Source organism: Escherichia sp. WS1450 (assembly GCF_046487395.1).
Classification (GTDB): Bacteria; Pseudomonadota; Gammaproteobacteria; order Enterobacterales; family Enterobacteriaceae; genus Escherichia; species Escherichia coli.
The window spans coordinates 216,096-233,105 of the sequence record NZ_JBJQJO010000005.1 but is presented as its reverse complement, the minus strand read 5'-3'; the positions used below and the strand labels follow the sequence as shown (position 1 = coordinate 233,105).

The following is a 17,010-nucleotide window of genomic DNA, read 5'->3' as shown; positions in this document are numbered from 1 at the left end:
GCAAAATTTTTTTGCACCATAAATTCAATAACACATTCAATAACACATTACTGCATCACCATGAAAATAAATGTATTTTTATTTAATTTCACACATATCACAATTGATGCATTTTTTAGTGATTAACAGCGCCATAAGGAAACTCTCAAAACAACACAAACCGGGCGGGCATTATACGCGCATTCTTTACTCAGACCAGTTTTTTCACCAGCGCTTCACTATGACGAATACGTTCTGGTGCCAGTTCCAGATCCTGCTGAATCAGCGCAATGAACAGCAAATCCGTTAACATTCCCTGCGCGTGGCAAGCAGAGATTGAAGCACTGTTTGTCGCTTGTTCTTCGGCAATGGTATATAGGCAATGAGAAGCACGCTGTTGCAGGGCATTGGGAGTAAAGCCGGTAATCGCCAGCACTTTTCCGCCCACTCGCAGCATCTCATCTGCCGCCAGGTTTAACTCGCGTCGTACACCGGTGTAGGAAATGGCTAATAACAGATCGTCAGGGGAAGACGCCTGTACTGTAGCGAGTAGCGCATGCATATCGCGCACTGCGGCAGCATTGAAGCCAATCTTCATCAGCTTCCAGGCAAAGTTTTGCGCCACCAGACCCGAAGCGCCAATACCGGTCAGAATTATCCGCCGTGCAGAGCGCAACATTGCCACGCACTCATGCAGCTTCTCTTCACTATTAACGTTTAGCGTTGCGTACATGGCGGCAGTATTTTCTTTAATCAGTTTTTCGCCGACCAGCCGTAACGGATCATCACCGCGGATTTGGTTATGAATGGGCACGGAGGGAGATTCCGGCTGGCTTGCCAGCGCTTCACTCAACGCCAACTTAAGTGCCGGAAAACCTTTATAGCCGAGTTTTTGCGCAAACTTCACGACGCTGGACTGACTGACTCCGGCTTCGTTGGCCAGTTGCTGAGAGCTTAAATGGCGCGCCGTATCAGGTTGTAGCAGCAGATAATCCGCCAGTTTTTTATCACTCTGGGCAAGCCCCTGGTAACGCTGACGGATACGAAGTAAGCCGTTCATATCTTTCCTCGCGATGAAATAGTGGCGACAACAGGCAATATGAGACACACGCGCGTGAATTTTATATTCCATTGCCGCTAATTGCCATGAATTAAAAATTCCAGTTAGCCATGATGTGGTCGATTGTTGCCGGAAAAGTGATGATCTATCTGTTAGGCTATGTAGTAGCGAAAATTAATCAGGATGTTTCAGTCCAGAGGAGTATGGTTTGGCAACTCACGAGCGTCGTGTGGTGTTTTTTGACTTAGATGGAACATTGCATCAGCAGGATATGTTCGGCAGTTTTTTGCGTTATTTACTGCGTCGCCAACCGCTGAATGCGTTACTTGTCCTGCCGCTGTTGCCGATCATTGCCATTGCGTTATTGATAAAAGGTCGTGCGGCACGCTGGCCGATGAGTCTGCTTCTGTGGGGGTGCACTTTTGGTCACAATGAAGCACGTTTACAGACGTTGCAGGCCGATTTCGTACGCTGGTTTCGTGACAATGTTACCGCCTTTCCGCTGGTTCAGGAGCGATTAACCACCTACCTGTTAAGTTCCGATGCTGATATCTGGTTGATTACCGGCTCTCCGCAGCCGCTGGTTGAAGCGGTTTATTTCGATACGCCCTGGCTGCCGCGGGTTAATCTTATCGCCAGCCAAATTCAGCGTGGCTATGGTGGTTGGGTGTTGACGATGCGTTGTCTGGGACATGAAAAGGTCGCGCAACTGGAGCGCAAAATCGGCACGCCGCTGCGGCTGTACAGTGGCTATAGCGACAGTAATCAGGACAACCCGCTGCTTTATTTCTGCCAGCATCGTTGGCGGGTAACCCCGCGCGGTGAACTCCAGCAACTGGAATAGAGTAAAGCATAGCGTCCGTGTATAATGCGCCGCGCTTTTATAACCGGAGTTTTCTTTTTGTCTGAAGTCGAATTTAGCCACGAATACTGGATGCGTCATGCAATGACGCTGGCGAAGCGTGCCTGGGATGAGCGGGAAGTGCCGGTCGGCGCGGTATTAGTGCATAACAATCGGGTAATCGGCGAAGGTTGGAACCGTCCGATTGGTCGACATGATCCCACCGCACATGCAGAAATCATGGCTCTGCGGCAGGGCGGTCTGGTGATGCAAAATTATCGTCTGATCGACGCCACGTTGTATGTCACGCTTGAACCCTGTGTAATGTGTGCCGGAGCAATGATCCACAGTCGCATTGGTCGCGTGGTCTTTGGTGCGCGTGACGCGAAAACTGGCGCTGCGGGATCTTTAATGGATGTGCTGCATCATCCGGGTATGAATCACCGAGTGGAAATTACGGAAGGAATACTGGCGGATGAGTGCGCGGCGTTGCTCAGTGACTTCTTTCGCATGCGCCGCCAGGAAATTAAAGCGCAGAAAAAAGCGCGATCCTCGACGGATTAATTTTGTTTCTCTTCACTCCCTTTCCTGGAAAACAGCAGAGAGGGAGAGTGGGTCAAATAGTTTGATGACGACTGGGAAAGAAACGAGAGAAAAGGAAATTTCTCTTTGCCCAACTCCGTAGGCGATACCGCCGGATAATCCTGCGCCAGTTGCATCGCCGCTTCTGTAGCCTGCTTCTCTTTCTCTTGCAGATAACCCACCAGGCTAATCTGATACTTACGAATATTTTCGACATAAGCGTAGGCTTCATGCCCACGCGCGTAGCCGTAAGTCAGCTTGCTGTAATAGGGTTTCTGGCTAAGTAAAGGCAGACGCTGCTTTACGTCAGCCCAACTGTCAGGATTACCTTTAGTTTTTGCCGTCAGGGCGCGGGCATCCAGCATATGCGCATAGCCCATATTGTACGCGGCGAGGGCAAACCAGATCCGTTCGTTCTCAGGCATACTTTCCGGCACTTTACTCATCATATCCTGCAAATAACGCACGCCGCCGCTGATGCTCTGTTCGGCATCGGTACGATCCGTAATGCCGAGGCTTTGCGCGGTATTTTTGGTTAACATCATCATGCCGCGCACCCCCGTCGGTGAAGTGGCCTGCGCATCCCAGTGCGATTCCTGATAAGCAATAGCGGCCAGCAAACGCCAGTCAATTTCTTCGGCGTATTTCTCAAACAGGGGCTTTAACTGCGGCAGTACCGCATCGACGGCGCGTAAAAATGTGCGCGTATCGACGTAATCAAAATCATCGCCATGCCCCAGGTATTTCTCTTCAATGCGTGCCAGCGTACCGTCTTCATTCATTTCGTTGAAGAAATCGAGCAGAGCGGCGGAAAGGGTATTATCGCCATCTAACGGGCTAAACCAGGTCACCGGTTGTTCATCGGTAATGTCGAGCGCTACGGCGAGTTCCGGATGAACGCGCTGAAACAGGCTAATGGCAACAGAATCAGCAATGGTGTAATCGAGTTTTCCTTCGATGACATCTTCCATTAATTCCGCAGAGCCTTTTTTGTCGTCAACCTTCCAGCTTAATTCCGGGAATTTTGTTTCTTTCAGGGTCTGGAGATCGTTAACCACCACATGACCCGGTGCAACGGTGAGTTGCTCCGCCGTCAGGTTGCCCAGCGTACGTGGGCGATACTGACCCACTTTATAAACCAGTTGTTGTGAAACGGAGTAGTAGGTCGGGCCTGGCTGATAATTTTTAACCCTTTCGCTGTTATAGACCAGTCCTGCCGCCAGCAGGTCGGCGTTACCATTATCGAGGTCGTCAAACAGCTGGCTGATATTCTGCCGCACGGTCACTTTCAGTTTTACGCCGAGGTAATCGGCAAACTGTTTCGCCAGTTCGTAATCCAGGCCAAAAGGTTTCCCGTTGATTTCGTTATAAGTCAGGGGAGTATGAATGGTGCTCACACGCAACTCTCCCCGCGCTTGAATGGCGGCGATACGGTTGTCGGCTTTACCAAACCAGGGAATGGATGGCCAGAGAGCGACCGCGAGTAGCAGTGCCAGAATGCCGATGAACAGATAATTAATCTTTAATTTTTTCAATTAGTTAATTCTCTGTGTCGTGCGCGTCCCAGCTTGAAAAAACGTAATAATAGTGAAAGGTTTACTCATAAATGAGCGGCATTTTGCGTAAACCTGCGCCAGTTGGCAACTTATTACAGCCATTGGCGGCACGCGTTGCTAATTCGCGATGGTGATTTTATTTCCACGCAAACGGTTTCGTCAGCGCATCAGATTCTTTATAATGACGCCCGTTTCCCCCCTTGGGTACACCGAAAGCTTAGAAGACGAGAGACTTATGATGGAAATTCTGCGTGGTTCGCCTGCATTGTCGGCATTCCGAATCAACAAACTGCTGGCACGTTTTCAGGCTGCCAGGCTCCCGGTTCACACTATTTACGCCGAGTATGTCCATTTTGCTGACCTCAATGCGCCGTTAAACGATGATGAGCACGCACAACTTGAACGCCTGCTGAAATATGGCCCGGCACTCGCCAGCCACGCCCCGCAAGGCAAACTCCTGCTGGTGACCCCGCGTCCTGGCACCATCTCTCCCTGGTCTTCGAAAGCGACCGATATTGCCCATAACTGCGGGCTGCAACAGGTAAACCGTCTTGAGCGCGGCGTGGCTTACTATATAGAAGCCGGTACGCTGACCAATGAACAATGGCAGCAAGTTACCGCTGTACTGCACGACCGCATGATGGAAACGGTCTTTTTTGCTTTAGATGATGCAGAGCAGCTGTTTGCACACCATCAACCGACTCCGGTCACCAGCGTTGATTTGCTGGGACAGGGCCGTCAGGCGCTAATCGACGCTAACCTGCGTCTTGGCCTGGCACTGGCGGAAGATGAAATCGACTATCTGCAGGATGCTTTCACAAAGCTTGGTCGTAACCCGAACGACATCGAGCTGTATATGTTCGCTCAGGCGAACTCTGAGCACTGCCGCCACAAAATTTTTAACGCCGACTGGATTATCGACGGTGAACAGCAGCCGAAATCGCTGTTCAAGATGATCAAAAATACCTTCGAAACTACGCCGGATCACGTTCTCTCTGCTTATAAAGATAACGCCGCCGTCATGGAAGGGTCTGAAGTGGGCCGCTACTTTGCTGACCACGAAACGGGCCGCTACGATTTCCATCAGGAACCGGCGCATATTCTGATGAAAGTCGAAACTCACAACCACCCGACGGCGATTTCTCCGTGGCCGGGCGCGGCGACCGGTTCCGGCGGTGAAATCCGCGATGAAGGTGCCACCGGGCGTGGCGCAAAGCCGAAAGCTGGTCTGGTAGGTTTCTCCGTTTCCAACCTGCGAATTCCAGGCTTCGAACAGCCGTGGGAAGAAGATTTCGGTAAGCCTGAGCGCATTGTCACCGCGCTGGACATCATGACCGAAGGCCCGCTGGGCGGCGCGGCATTTAACAACGAATTTGGTCGTCCGGCACTGAACGGCTACTTCCGTACTTATGAAGAAAAAGTGAACAGCCACAATGGCGAAGAGCTGCGCGGTTATCACAAACCGATCATGCTGGCGGGCGGGATCGGCAATATTCGTGCCGATCACGTACAAAAAGGCGAGATCAACGTTGGTGCGAAGCTGGTCGTTCTCGGCGGCCCGGCAATGAACATCGGTCTTGGCGGCGGCGCGGCGTCTTCCATGGCGTCTGGTCAGTCTGATGCCGACCTCGACTTCGCTTCCGTACAGCGCGACAACCCGGAGATGGAGCGTCGCTGCCAGGAAGTGATCGACCGTTGCTGGCAGCTTGGTGATGCCAACCCAATCCTGTTTATCCACGACGTTGGCGCAGGCGGTCTTTCTAACGCCATGCCGGAACTGGTGAGCGACGGCGGGCGCGGCGGTAAATTCGAACTGCGCGATATCCTGAGCGACGAACCGGGCATGAGCCCGCTGGAAATCTGGTGTAACGAATCCCAGGAACGCTACGTGCTGGCGGTTGCTGCCGATCAGTTACCGCTGTTTGACGAACTGTGTAAGCGTGAGCGCGCGCCATACGCGGTGATTGGTGAAGCGACCGAAGAACTGCATCTTTCTTTGCACGATCGTCATTTTGATAATCAGCCGATCGATCTGCCGCTGGACGTACTGCTTGGTAAAACGCCGAAGATGACCCGCGAAGTACAAACGCTGAAAGCGAAGGGTGATGCGCTGGTTCGTGAAGGGATTACCATTGCTGACGCGGTGAAACGCGTGCTGCACCTGCCGACCGTGGCGGAGAAAACTTTCCTGGTGACCATTGGTGACCGCAGCGTAACCGGCATGGTAGCGCGCGATCAGATGGTGGGTCCGTGGCAGGTGCCGGTCGCTAACTGCGCGGTCACTACCGCCAGCCTTGACAGCTACTATGGTGAAGCGATGGCGATTGGCGAGCGTGCGCCGGTTGCGCTGCTGGATTTCGCCGCCTCTGCCCGTCTGGCGGTCGGTGAAGCGTTAACCAATATTGCCGCAACACAGATTGGCGATATCAAACGCATTAAACTTTCCGCCAACTGGATGGCGGCGGCAGGCCACCCTGGTGAAGATGCGGGCCTGTATGAAGCCGTTAAAGCTGTGGGCGAAGAACTTTGTCCGGCGCTGGGCCTGACGATCCCGGTGGGTAAAGACTCTATGTCGATGAAAACCCGCTGGCAGGAAGGTAACGAAGAGCGCGAAATGACGTCGCCGCTGTCGCTGGTGATTTCTGCATTTGCCCGTGTGGAAGATGTGCGTCACACCATCACGCCGCAGCTTTCTACCGAAGATAACGCATTACTGCTGATTGATCTGGGCAAAGGCAATAACGCGCTGGGCGCAACGGCGCTGGCGCAGGTTTATCGTCAGCTTGGCGACAAACCGGCAGATGTACGCGACGTCGCGCAACTGAAAGGTTTCTATGACGCGGTTCAGGCGCTGGTAGCACAGCGTAAGCTGCTCGCGTACCACGACCGCTCTGATGGCGGCCTGCTGGTAACGCTGGCGGAAATGGCCTTTGCTGGTCATTGCGGCATTGACGCGGATATCGCCACTCTGGGTGACGATCGCCTGGCGGCGTTGTTTAACGAAGAACTGGGTGCGGTGATTCAGGTTCGAGCCGCTGACCGTAAAGCAGTTGAAGCGGTACTGGCACAGCATGGCCTTGCTGATTGCGTCCATTATGTTGGCCAGGCGGTTTCCGGTGACCGTTTTGTGATTACCGCCAACGGGCAGACTGTATTCAGCGAAAGCCGCACCACGTTGCGTGTCTGGTGGGCAGAAACTACCTGGCAGATGCAGCGCCTGCGTGACAACCCTGAATGTGCCGATCAGGAACATCAGGCGAAATCCAACGACGCCGATCCGGGCCTGAATGTGAAACTGTCGTTCGATATCAACGAAGATGTGGCAGCACCGTATATTGCTACTGGCGCACGTCCGAAAGTTGCCGTACTGCGTGAGCAGGGCGTGAACTCGCATGTTGAAATGGCGGCTGCTTTCCACCGTGCAGGCTTCGATGCAATCGATGTGCATATGAGTGACCTGCTGGCTGGACGCACGGGCCTGGAGGATTTCCACGCCCTGGTCGCGTGCGGTGGTTTCTCCTACGGTGATGTGCTGGGTGCCGGTGAAGGTTGGGCGAAGTCTATCCTGTTCAATGACCGTGTACGCGATGAGTTTGCAACCTTCTTCCACCGTCCGCAAACGCTGGCGCTGGGGGTATGTAACGGTTGCCAGATGATGTCTAATCTGCGCGAACTGATCCCAGGTAGTGAGTTGTGGCCACGTTTTGTGCGCAATACCTCCGATCGCTTTGAAGCGCGTTTCAGCCTGGTTGAAGTAACCCAAAGCCCGTCTCTGCTGTTGCAGGGGATGGTGGGCTCGCAAATGCCGATTGCTGTATCTCATGGTGAAGGGCGCGTGGAAGTGCGTGATGCGGCGCATCTGGCGGCACTGGAAAGCAAAGGGCTGGTGGCACTGCGCTATGTCGATAACTTCGGCAAAGTCACTGAAACCTACCCGGCTAACCCGAACGGTTCTCCGAATGGTATTACGGCAGTCACGACTGAAAGTGGTCGAGTCACCATTATGATGCCGCACCCGGAACGTGTTTTCCGTACTGTCAGCAACTCCTGGCATCCGGAAAACTGGGGCGAGGATGGCCCATGGATGCGCATTTTCCGCAATGCGCGTAAGCAGTTGGGGTAAGTCGTCAGCCCATTGGTTTTGCAGCCCGGATGAGGCATTCACGCCGCATCCGGCATTAAGCACCAACCGCTATTATAAGCTCCCAACTTCGGGAGCTTTTTTGTGTCTGTAAATCACGACAATGGGTGGTGTGCCGTGTCGCTTTCTGGCGACATTTAACTTATTGATTTTAATATTATCTAATAAGTTTATCTTAAGTTGTCTCTTTTTAGCGACACAGTGGCTGATTTACATTCAAATAGCGAAGAAGCCATAAATCCCTCAAAGCGGCGTATAATCAGTACGTTACCAAACTATTTTCTTTATTGGCACAGTTACTGCATAATAGTAACCAGTGGCTCATTCACCGACTTATGTCAGCCCCTTCGGGACGTGCTACATAAAATTCGAATGACGCACAACAAGGTGCCTGCCGTCCAACTTCTGATATCAGCGTAGCTATATCAACCATCGGGCGAAACGTCGAGTTAGGCACCGCCTTATTCCATAACAAAGCCGGGTAATTCCCGGCTTTGTTGTATCTGAACTTCCCCTCGGTTAGCATCAGGCTATTCGCGTCTGACGAAAGTAACACCTTGAAACGCTGGCCCGTTTTTCCCCGCTCATTACGACAACTGGTAATGCTGGCATTTTTGCTGATTCTGCTACCCCTGTTGGTGCTGGCATGGCAAGCCTGGCAAAGCCTGAATGCACTTAGCGATCAGGCGGCGCTGGTTAACCGCACTACGCTTATTGATGCCCGGCGTAGTGAAGCGATGACCAACGCGGCACTGGAGATGGAGCGTAGCTACCGTCAGTATTGCGTGCTGGACGACCCTACGCTTGCGAAGGTTTATCAAAGCCAGCGCAAGCGTTACAGCGAAATGCTCGATGCCCACGCAGGCGTACTGCCAGACGATAAACTTTACCAGGCATTGCGTCAGGACTTGAACAATCTGGCCCAACTTCAGTGTAACAACAGTGGTCCCGATGCCGCCGCCGCCGCGCGTCTTGAAGCCTTTGCCAGTGCCAATACCGAAATGGTGCAGGCCACGCGCACAGTGGTGTTCTCTCGTGGGCAGCAACTTCAGCGTGAAATCGCCGAACGTGGGCAATATTTTGGTTGGCAATCGCTGGTGTTATTTCTGGTGAGTCTGGTGATGGTGCTACTTTTCACGAGGATGATTATCGGTCCGGTGAAAAATATCGAGCGCATGATCAACCGGCTGGGGGAAGGGCGTTCTCTGGGCAATAGTGTCTCGTTCAGTGGACCGAGCGAGTTACGCTCGGTTGGGCAACGTATTCTTTGGTTAAGTGAGCGCCTGTCATGGCTGGAATCCCAACGTCATCAATTCTTAAGACATTTATCTCATGAATTAAAAACGCCGCTGGCAAGTATGCGCGAGGGCACTGAATTACTGGCTGACCAGGTTGTCGGGCCGCTTACGCCAGAGCAAAAAGAGGTGGTGAGCATCCTCGATAGCAGCAGCCGCAATTTGCAAAAACTGATCGAACAACTGCTTGATTACAACCGTAAACAGGCGGACAGTGCGGTGGAACTGGAGAATGTTGAATTAGCACCGCTGGTGGAGACAGTAGTTTCTGCTCATAGCCTGCCCGCACGGGCTAAAATGATGCATACCGACGTCGATCTCCAAGCAACAGCTTGCCTGGCGGAGCCAATGCTGCTGATGAGCGTACTGGATAATCTTTACTCCAATGCTGTGCACTACGGGACTGAATCCGGTAACATTTGCCTTCGCAGCAGTTTACATGGCGCGCGGGTTTATATTGATGTCATCAATACAGGCACACCCATTCCGCAAGAGGAACGCGCCATGATCTTTGAACCCTTTTTTCAGGGAAGCCACCAGCGAAAAGGGGCGGTGAAGGGCAGCGGTCTGGGATTAAGCATTGCCAGGGATTGTATTCGCCGTATGCAAGGGGAACTGTATCTGGTCGACGAGAGCGGGCAAGACGTTTGCTTCCGCATTGAATTGCCGTCGTCGAAAAACACGAAATAATGCTAACAGTCTATCCCATCAGGCTATTTTATTTGCCAGTTTGGCCCTGGGCAGTGCTCGAAATCCTCACGTACGACATGTACGCTCCGGTTTCTCCGCGCTGTCCATGTCCAGACTGTCTGTAACAATTACGCCCACTGGGAAAGGCGCTAAGTCTGGTGAATATGCGACACATTTTTCAACGATTATTGCCCCGACGGCTGTGGCTGGCAGGGCTGCCATGTCTGGCATTGCTGGGTTGCGTGCAGAGTCACAATAAGCCAGCCATTAATACGCCAGCAGAAGAAAAAATTCCGGTTTATCAACTGGCTGACTATCTTTCTACTGAATGTAGCGACATCTGGGCGCTGCAAGGTAAATCAACCGAAACCAATCCGCTTTACTGGCTGCGGGCGATGGATTGTGCTGATCGTTTAATGCCTGCGCAGTCGCGTCAGCAAGCTCGCCAATATAACGACGGCAGCTGGCAAAATACCTTTAAACAAGGGATTTTGCTCGCCGACGCCAAAATTACGCCGTATGAGCGCCGCCAGCTGGTCGCGCGCATTGATGCGCTAAGTACCGAAATCCCGGCACAGGTTCGCCCACTGTATCAACTTTGGCGCGACGGTCAGGCGCTGCAACTGCAACTGGCGGAAGAGCGCCAACGCTACAGCAAACTCCAGCAGTCCAGCGACAGCGAGCTGGATACTTTGCGCCAGCAACATCACGTTCTACAACAGCAACTGGAACTCACTACCCGCAAGCTGGAAAACCTGACCGATATTGAACGCCAGCTCTCGACCCGCAAACCGGCTGGAAATTTCTCGCCGGATACGCCGCACGAGGGTGAAAAGCCCGCGCCATCCACCGATGAGGTCACTCCTGATGAGCCATAAACCTGCGCATTTATTATTGGTCGATGATGATCCGGGATTGCTGAAACTGCTTGGCCTGCGCCTGACCAGCGAAGGCTACAGCGTGGTCACGGCGGAAAGTGGTGCTGAAGGATTACGGGTACTGAATCGCGAAAAAGTAGATTTAGTCATCAGCGACCTGCGGATGGATGAAATGGATGGTATGCAGCTGTTTGCTGAAATTCAGAAAGTGCAGCCGGGAATGCCGGTAATTATTCTTACCGCGCATGGTTCTATTCCCGATGCCGTTGCTGCAACTCAGCAGGGCGTGTTCAGTTTCCTCACCAAGCCTGTCGATAAAGACGCGCTATATCAGGCAATTGATGATGCGCTGGAACAATCCGCGCCAGCCACCGACGAACGCTGGCGCGAGGCGATTGTCACCCGCAGCCCGCTGATGCTGCGTTTGCTGGAACAGGCGCGGCTGGTGGCGCAATCAGACGTTAGCGTTTTGATTAACGGCCAGAGCGGCACCGGGAAAGAGATTTTCGCCCAGGCTATCCACAACGCCAGCCCGCGCAACAGCAAACCATTTATTGCTATTAACTGTGGTGCATTGCCCGAGCAATTGCTGGAGTCGGAGCTGTTTGGTCATGCGCGTGGCGCGTTTACTGGCGCTGTCAGCAATCGCGAAGGTTTATTCCAGGCGGCGGAAGGCGGTACGCTATTTCTCGATGAGATTGGCGATATGCCCGCACCGTTGCAGGTTAAACTGCTGCGCGTGTTGCAGGAGCGTAAAGTGCGCCCGCTGGGCAGTAACCGCGATATTGATATCGACGTGCGGATTATTTCTGCCACTCACCGCGACCTGCCAAAAGCGATGGCGCGCGGGGAATTCCGTGAAGACCTCTATTACCGCCTCAACGTTGTCAGCCTGAAAATTCCGGCACTGGCGGAGCGCACAGAAGACATTCCGCTACTGGCAAATCACCTGTTGCGCCAGGCGGCAGAGCGACATAAACCGTTTGTCCGCGCGTTCTCCACCGATGCGATGAAACGCCTGATGACCGCGAGCTGGCCGGGTAATGTGCGCCAGTTGGTCAACGTGATTGAACAGTGCGTGGCGCTGACCTCATCTCCGGTGATTAGTGATGCGCTGGTGGAGCAGGCGCTGGAGGGCGAAAACACGGCGCTGCCAACCTTTGTTGAGGCGCGTAATCAGTTTGAACTCAACTACTTGCGTAAGCTGCTGCAAATTACCAAAGGCAACGTCACCCACGCGGCGAGAATGGCGGGGCGCAACCGGACAGAATTTTATAAACTGCTATCCCGACACGAGCTGGATGCAAACGATTTCAAGGAATGAATTGGCGTTATGTGTTACGTTTAGCAGATCAAAAGACAGGCGACCTTTTCAAGGAATAGCATGAAAAAGATTGATGCGATTATTAAACCCTTCAAGCTGGACGATGTTCGCGAAGCACTGGCTGAAGTCGGCATTACCGGCATGACGGTCACTGAGGTGAAAGGTTTTGGCCGCCAGAAAGGCCATACCGAGCTGTACCGCGGCGCGGAGTATATGGTGGATTTTCTGCCGAAGGTGAAAATTGAGATTGTCGTACCGGACGACATTGTCGATACCTGTGTCGATACCATTATTCGCACGGCGCAAACCGGCAAAATCGGTGACGGTAAAATCTTCGTCTTTGACGTGGCACGGGTCATTCGTATCCGTACCGGTGAAGAAGACGACGCGGCAATTTAAACCGCGTCAAGGGTTGCCGGATGTTTCCATCCGGCAACATCAAATCACAGCACCTTATGCGGGCCAAAGCATTCGTAATGAATGTTTTCCTGCTTCACGCCCAGATCCACTAACTGTTTCGCGGCAAACTGCATGAAGCCAACCGGGCCGCAGAGATAGAACTGCATTGTCGGATCGCTGAACGCACCTTCCAGTTTGCTCAAATCCATCAGACCTTCGCTATCAAACTGACCTTTAGCGCGATCGGCTTCGCTTGGCTGACGATACCAGGTGTGCGCGGTAAAGCGCGGCAGTGACTGCCCCAGTTCCTTAACTTCATCGGCAAAGGCGTGAACATCGCCATTTTCTGCCGCATGGAACCAGTTCACTTGTGCTGTGTGGCCAGCTTTTGCCAGCGTGTCGAGCATTGCCAGCATTGGCGTCTGGCCGACACCGGCAGAGATTAACGTCACTGGTGTGTCATCTGCGACAGCCATAAAGAAATCACCTGCCGGAGCAACCAGTTTCACGACATCGCCAACATTGGCGTGATTGTGCAGCCAGTTGGATACCTGCCCACCCTCTTCGCGTTTCACCGCAATACGATAGCCTTTGCCATCCGGTTTGCGAGTCAAAGAATACTGACGAATTTCCTGATGCGGGAAACCTTCCGGCTTCAGCCAGACGCCGAGATATTGCCCCGGATGGTATTCTGCCACTGCGCCACCGTCGACCGGCTCCAGTTCGAAGCTGGTGATAAGTGCGCTGCGCGGTGTTTTAGCCACAATGTGGAAATCGCGAGTACCTTCCCAGCCACCGGCTTTGCTGGCGTTTTCGTTATAGATTTCCGCCTCGCGATTGATAAATACATTAGCCAGTACGCCATAAGCTTTACCCCACGCGTCCAGCACTTCCTGGCCCGGGCTGAACATTTCGTCCAGCGTCGCCAACAGGTGTTCGCCGACGATGTTGTACTGTTCCGGTTTGATCTGGAAACTGGTGTGCTTCTGCGCGATTTTTTCTACCGCTGGCAGCAGCGCAGGCAGGTTTTCAATATTACTGGCGTAGGCGGCAATGGCGTTAAACAGGGCTTCACGTTGATCGCCATTACGCTGGTTACTCATGTTAAAAATTTCTTTGAGTTCTGGGTTATGAGTAAACATACGGTCGTAGAAATGGGCGGTTAACTTTGGCCCTGTTTCCACCAGTAAAGGGATGGTGGCTTTTACTGTAGCGATGGTTTGAGCGTCAAGCATATGGTCTTCCTTTTTTTGCATCTTAATTGATGTATCTCAAATGCATCTTATAAAAAATAGCCCTGCAATGTAAATGGTTCTTTGGTGTTTTTCAGAAAGAATGTGATGAAGTGAAAAATTTGCATCACAAACCTGAAAAGAAATCCGTTTCCGGTTGCAAGCTCTTTATTCTCCAAAGCCTTGCGTAGCCTGAAGGTAATCGTTTGCGTAAATTCCTTTGTCAAGACCTGTTATCACACAATGATTCGGTTATACTGTTCGCCGTTGTCCAACAGGACCGCCTATAAAGGCCAAAAATTTTATTGTTAGCTGAGTCAGGAGATGCGGATGTTAAAGCGTGAAATGAACATTGCCGATTATGATGCCGAACTGTGGCAGGCTATGGAGCAGGAAAAAGTACGTCAGGAAGAGCACATCGAACTGATCGCCTCCGAAAACTACACCAGCCCGCGCGTAATGCAGGCGCAGGGTTCTCAGCTGACCAACAAATATGCTGAAGGTTATCCGGGCAAACGCTACTACGGCGGTTGCGAGTATGTTGATATCGTTGAACAACTGGCGATCGATCGTGCGAAAGAACTGTTCGGTGCTGACTACGCTAACGTCCAGCCGCACTCCGGCTCCCAGGCTAACTTTGCGGTGTACACCGCGCTGCTGGAACCAGGTGATACCGTTCTGGGTATGAACCTGGCGCATGGCGGCCACCTGACTCACGGTTCTCCGGTTAATTTCTCCGGTAAACTGTACAACATCGTTCCTTACGGTATCGATGCTAGCGGTCATATCGACTACGCCGATCTGGAAAAACAAGCCAAAGAACACAAACCGAAAATGATTATCGGTGGCTTCTCTGCATATTCCGGTGTGGTTGACTGGGCGAAAATGCGTGAAATCGCTGACAGCATCGGTGCTTACCTGTTCGTTGATATGGCGCACGTTGCGGGCCTGGTTGCAGCTGGCGTCTACCCGAACCCGGTTCCTCATGCTCACGTTGTTACTACCACCACTCACAAAACCCTGGCGGGTCCGCGCGGCGGCCTGATCCTGGCGAAAGGTGGTAGCGAAGAGCTGTACAAAAAACTGAACTCTGCCGTTTTCCCTGGTGGTCAGGGCGGTCCGTTGATGCACGTAATCGCCGGTAAAGCGGTTGCTCTGAAAGAAGCGATGGAGCCTGAGTTCAAAACTTACCAGCAGCAGGTCGCTAAAAACGCTAAAGCGATGGTAGAAGTGTTCCTGGAACGCGGCTACAAAGTGGTTTCCGGCGGCACTGATAACCACCTGTTCCTGGTTGATCTGGTTGATAAAAACCTGACCGGTAAAGAAGCGGACGCCGCTCTGGGCCGTGCTAACATCACCGTTAACAAAAACAGCGTACCGAACGATCCGAAGAGCCCGTTTGTGACCTCCGGTATTCGCGTGGGTACTCCGGCGATTACCCGTCGTGGCTTTAAAGAAGCCGAAGCGAAAGAACTGGCTGGCTGGATGTGTGACGTGCTGGACAGCATCAATGATGAAGCGGTTATTGAGCGCATCAAAGGTAAAGTTCTCGACATCTGCGCACGTTACCCGGTTTACGCATAAGCGAAACGGTGATTTGCTGACAATGTGCTCGTTGTTCATGCCGGAAGCGGCATGAACGCCTAATCCGGCCTACAAAACTTTGCAAATTCAATATATTGCAATATCCGTGTAGGCCTGATAAGCGTAGTGCATCAGGCAATCTTAGGTTTGTGATCATCAAGGCTTCCTTCGGGAAGCCTTTCTACGTTATCGCGCCATCAAATCTGTCGTAACTGTGCCTCAACATACAAATAGCCAATCCCCAGCACCTGTTGTGCGCGGCTTAATAGCCCAAAGCCAATTTGCGTTGCTTTCACGCTCGGTCCTTCATCGCGGTCGAACGGGTTAAATCCCGTCTGGCGAATAATGGTATTAAGCCAGTGCTCACCAAAGGCACAACTGCGACCGTACAACCAAATCTGATTAATATTGAGGATGTTGAGGAAGTTATACAGACTCAAACCAATGGCGTTGGCAGAGCGATCAACCCAACTGGTGATCCACGGTTCTCCACTCTGCCAGGCAGCGATTAACTGCGCGGTAGTCAGTTTTTCAGGATCAAGCTGAGTATTAACCGGTTGTGATTTTAGCCATACCCGCGCCTGTTTTTTTAACGCGCTTAACGAGGCGACGGTTTCCAGGCAGCCATAACGTCCGCAGTCGCAGACGACGCCATCCGGATTAACGATGGTGTGACCAATTTGTCCGCTACCATACAAACTGCCGCGATAAATTTGTTCGTTAATCACGAACGACGAGCCAATGCCGTAATCAACGTTGATCACGCAGAAATCCCGGCCCTGCGAATTATTTTGCCATTTCTCCGCCAGCGCCAGCATCACGCAGTCATTATCGACCATCACCCGAATGCCGAGCTTCTCTTCCAGCAGATATTTTACCTCAACCGGCGTTGTCCACGGCGCTTGCGGCATGGTTTGCGACACGCCAGTCACCGGATCAACCTGACCGTGGATTGCCAGCGCCAGGTTGATGGTACGGTCCGGCCACAATTTACGGTGGCGATGCCAGCATTTTTCGATTTCGGACAGCAGCGCCTGCGGCGTCGGTGCATCAATCTGTAAATACTCAAATTCACCTTTCGGACTTAAACAAGCATTAGCAACCTGACACTCAATACTGGTGGGCGTCACGTTCAGGCACAGCGTCCAGTCACCTTCCGGCGCAATCAGCCATGTACCGCTACTATGCCCGCGCGTCTGGCTTTCATCGTCGATATTCACCACCCGTTTTTCGCTTTCCAGTTCCTGCAAAATATTACTGACCGCCGGAATCGAAATTTGCGCCAGCCGGGCCAGCGTTGATTTATTGGCGCGCTTTTGCCGGTACAGCAGTTCCAGAATCACGCATTTGTTATGGTGGCGAATCTGTTGATTGTTAATGCAGGCTCTCATCTTTACTAAACCTTGTTTAGTTAATTGCGTGATTATTCCGCGAAAACATTGCCAGATT

The 17,010-nt window shown here is 52.4% G+C and carries 12 protein-coding genes; 8 read left to right on the top strand and 4 right to left on the bottom strand.

Annotation, left to right across the window (positions count from 1 at the left end):
- Positions 1-190: 190 nt before the first annotated feature.
- Positions 191-1,039, bottom strand: a complete 849-nt coding sequence (locus ACJHYR_RS08360) for a MurR/RpiR family transcriptional regulator (protein ID WP_001296301.1) — start codon at positions 1,037-1,039, stop codon at positions 191-193.
- Between the two features lie 208 nt (positions 1,040-1,247).
- Between ACJHYR_RS08360 and yfhb the strand changes: the two genes are divergently transcribed.
- Complete coding sequence (gene yfhb, locus ACJHYR_RS08355; RefSeq protein ID WP_000190648.1) at positions 1,248-1,883, top strand: phosphatidylglycerophosphatase C; 636 nt, start codon at positions 1,248-1,250, stop codon at positions 1,881-1,883.
- A 57-nt stretch (positions 1,884-1,940) separates the two neighbouring features.
- Positions 1,941-2,444 carry a tRNA adenosine(34) deaminase TadA gene (gene tadA, locus ACJHYR_RS08350; RefSeq protein WP_001446663.1) on the top strand — a complete coding sequence of 168 codons (504 nt, stop codon included), beginning with the start codon at positions 1,941-1,943 and terminating at the stop codon, positions 2,442-2,444.
- Here tadA and mltF read toward each other — a convergent pair.
- Entirely contained in the window at positions 2,441-3,997 is a 1,557-nt protein-coding gene (mltF, locus tag ACJHYR_RS08345; RefSeq protein ID WP_410233108.1) for a membrane-bound lytic murein transglycosylase MltF, read from the bottom strand. The two genes, tadA and mltF, sit on opposite strands and share 4 nt — an antisense overlap.
- A 256-nt stretch (positions 3,998-4,253) precedes the next feature.
- Between mltF and purL the strand changes: the two genes are divergently transcribed.
- The 5 genes from purL to glnB all read left to right on the top strand — a co-directional run bounded on the left by purL (position 4,254) and on the right by glnB (position 12,745).
- Positions 4,254-8,141 (top strand): phosphoribosylformylglycinamidine synthase, encoded by a 3,888-nt coding sequence (gene purL / locus ACJHYR_RS08340; protein ID WP_001544847.1) that lies wholly within the window; start codon positions 4,254-4,256, stop codon positions 8,139-8,141.
- A 575-nt stretch (positions 8,142-8,716) separates the two neighbouring features.
- Positions 8,717-10,144 carry a two component system sensor histidine kinase QseE/GlrK gene (qseE, locus tag ACJHYR_RS08335; RefSeq protein ID WP_001309666.1) on the top strand — a complete coding sequence of 476 codons (1,428 nt, stop codon included), beginning with the start codon at positions 8,717-8,719 and terminating at the stop codon, positions 10,142-10,144.
- Positions 10,145-10,308: 164 nt separating this feature from the next.
- Positions 10,309-11,022, top strand: a complete 714-nt coding sequence (qseG, locus tag ACJHYR_RS08330) for a two-component system QseEF-associated lipoprotein QseG (protein ID WP_001215899.1) — start codon at positions 10,309-10,311, stop codon at positions 11,020-11,022.
- Complete coding sequence (gene glrR, locus ACJHYR_RS08325; RefSeq protein WP_001298983.1) at positions 11,012-12,346, top strand: two-component system response regulator GlrR; 1,335 nt, start codon at positions 11,012-11,014, stop codon at positions 12,344-12,346. Before qseG ends, glrR begins: the two co-directional genes overlap by 11 nt.
- Positions 12,347-12,406: 60 nt before the next feature.
- A complete protein-coding gene (gene glnB / locus ACJHYR_RS08320; protein WP_000717694.1) occupies positions 12,407-12,745 on the top strand; it encodes a nitrogen regulatory protein P-II in 339 nt (112 codons plus the stop codon).
- A gap of 44 nt (positions 12,746-12,789) precedes the next feature.
- Here the strand turns inward: glnB and hmpA are convergent, their stop codons facing one another.
- Entirely contained in the window at positions 12,790-13,980 is a 1,191-nt protein-coding gene (hmpA, locus tag ACJHYR_RS08315; protein WP_059328280.1) for an NO-inducible flavohemoprotein, read from the bottom strand.
- A gap of 327 nt (positions 13,981-14,307) precedes the next feature.
- On the opposite strand from hmpA, the gene glyA reads away from it, so the two are divergent.
- A complete protein-coding gene (glyA, locus tag ACJHYR_RS08310) occupies positions 14,308-15,561 on the top strand; it encodes a serine hydroxymethyltransferase (protein WP_000919149.1) in 1,254 nt (417 codons plus the stop codon).
- Positions 15,562-15,758: 197 nt separating this feature from the next.
- On the opposite strand, the gene ACJHYR_RS08305 is transcribed toward glyA, so the two are convergent.
- On the bottom strand, positions 15,759-16,952 hold the full coding sequence (locus tag ACJHYR_RS08305; protein WP_001200781.1) for an ROK family protein: 1,194 nt from the start codon (positions 16,950-16,952) through the stop codon (positions 15,759-15,761).
- Positions 16,953-17,010 lie beyond the last annotated feature (58 nt).

What these genes read in the sequence shown, in the direction of transcription:
- purL (WP_001544847.1), top strand. Translation starts at nt 4,254, where the DNA reads ATGATGGAAATTCTGCGTGGTTCGCCTGCATTGTCGGCATTCCGAATC.
- qseG (WP_001215899.1), top strand. Translation starts at nt 10,309, where the DNA reads ATGCGACACATTTTTCAACGATTATTGCCCCGACGGCTGTGGCTGGCA.
- hmpA (WP_059328280.1), bottom strand. Translation starts at nt 13,980, where the DNA reads ATGCTTGACGCTCAAACCATCGCTACAGTAAAAGCCACCATCCCTTTA.
- ACJHYR_RS08305 (WP_001200781.1), bottom strand. Translation starts at nt 16,952, where the DNA reads ATGAGAGCCTGCATTAACAATCAACAGATTCGCCACCATAACAAATGC.
- glrR (WP_001298983.1), top strand. Translation starts at nt 11,012, where the DNA reads ATGAGCCATAAACCTGCGCATTTATTATTGGTCGATGATGATCCGGGA.
- ACJHYR_RS08360 (WP_001296301.1), bottom strand. Translation starts at nt 1,039, where the DNA reads ATGAACGGCTTACTTCGTATCCGTCAGCGTTACCAGGGGCTTGCCCAG.
- glyA (WP_000919149.1), top strand. Translation starts at nt 14,308, where the DNA reads ATGTTAAAGCGTGAAATGAACATTGCCGATTATGATGCCGAACTGTGG.
- glnB (WP_000717694.1), top strand. Translation starts at nt 12,407, where the DNA reads ATGAAAAAGATTGATGCGATTATTAAACCCTTCAAGCTGGACGATGTT.